1 protein-coding gene is annotated in these 1,349 nt (G+C 33.4%); it reads left to right on the top strand.

Going from position 1 to position 1,349, the window contains the following annotated elements; translation table 11 throughout:
• Positions 1–98 precede the first annotated feature (98 nt).
• Positions 99–1,130, top strand: a complete 1,032-nt coding sequence (locus I4N53_RS11210; protein ID WP_012994533.1) for an IS6-like element ISTps1 family transposase — start codon at positions 99–101, stop codon at positions 1,128–1,130.
• Positions 1,131–1,349 lie beyond the last annotated feature (219 nt).

Here is a 1,349-nt window from a genome sequence, read left to right as displayed (position 1 = left end):
CGTTTTGTAAACTTAAATGAAAGTTGAGGACTTCAATCCTTTCTGGTACAATGTTTTGCAGGAAAAACAAAATACCTCCCAGAAAGGATGAAGTCCTCATGCAAAACATTGTACCATTAAAGTGTCCAAAATGCAATAATACTAGTCTGTTCTACAAATATGGCAAAACTAAAGATGGTTATCAAAAGTATCTTTGCCGTAAATGCCACCATCAATTTGCTCCTGATAAACCTTCTTCTAAAAAAACTCCTAAATATCCTCGCTGCCCTGTTTGTGGTAAAGCTTCTTTCCTTCATCATGATTATGAGTATTACTCTAATTACCGTTGTTGCGATAAAAAGTGTAATCATTCGTTTTTTGTCCCAAAACCTACTGCTATCCCCTCTACTTCTATGTCTAAGCTCGTTGGCAAAACTAACTTTAAACGCATGCGCTATCCTGTACATATCATTCTATCTGCTTTGTCTATGTTTTTTCTTGGTAAAAATTCATTTAGAAATATTTCTTTAATTTTAAAAACTACCTTTAATGTTGAGGTCTCTCATACTACTATCAGTAATTGGTGTAGAAAGTTTGCTCCTTTGTTTCACAATATTTCTCTAGAACTTATTCCTATGTTGAATTTTAATTCTGATGAATGGCATGTAGATGAAACTGTAGTTAAAATCGCTGGTGAAAAATATTATATCTGGTTTGTTATAGATTCTGAAACTCGTTTTATTCTGGGTTTTCACCTCACTCCTTATAGAGACTCTAGGCAAGCTTTTGCTTTGCTTAATTCTGTTAGAAATTTAGGAACTCCTTCTGCTATTGTGAGTGATCGCTACAGTGCTTATAAAGTACCTGTTAAGTCTTTATTTGGTTACAGTGTTAAACATATTAGGGTTGAAAGCTTTAAGAATGACATCTCTAATAATTTGATAGAATCTTTCCACCATCAGTTTAAGGCCTGGTATAAGGCTAAACAGGGTTTTGCTTCTTTTGAATCAGCTAATAATTTAATCAGTATGTTTGTGTTTTTTTACAATTTTGTAAGGCCTCATTCTTCTCTCAATGGTTGGACACCGGCTCAGGTAGCTGGTTTAAATCTTACTCCAAAAGAAAAGAAAAAGTATTTGTTAGTTGCTTGAAGCAGTCTTCTCTTCTTAATCAATAAACTAGTAAATGGTTACCCTTGGAAATAGCAAGGGTATGCTTCCCTATGCCTTTTTTGCTTTTGCTATAAATTGGATTTCGGTTTTCCTCATTCTTTTTATTGATTTTTTACCTCGTTTCGCTATATTTTGGACAAATTTTGAAGCTATCATGAGAAATCCTATGCTATTTTTTCATTTTTACTTTACAAAGCC

This window comes from Thermoanaerobacter sp. CM-CNRG TB177 (genome assembly GCF_018588165.1).
Classification (GTDB): domain Bacteria; phylum Bacillota; class Thermoanaerobacteria; order Thermoanaerobacterales; family Thermoanaerobacteraceae; genus Thermoanaerobacter; species Thermoanaerobacter thermocopriae.
The sequence above is the reverse complement of the archived record's forward strand: the minus strand, read 5'-3'. Positions and strand labels throughout refer to the sequence as shown.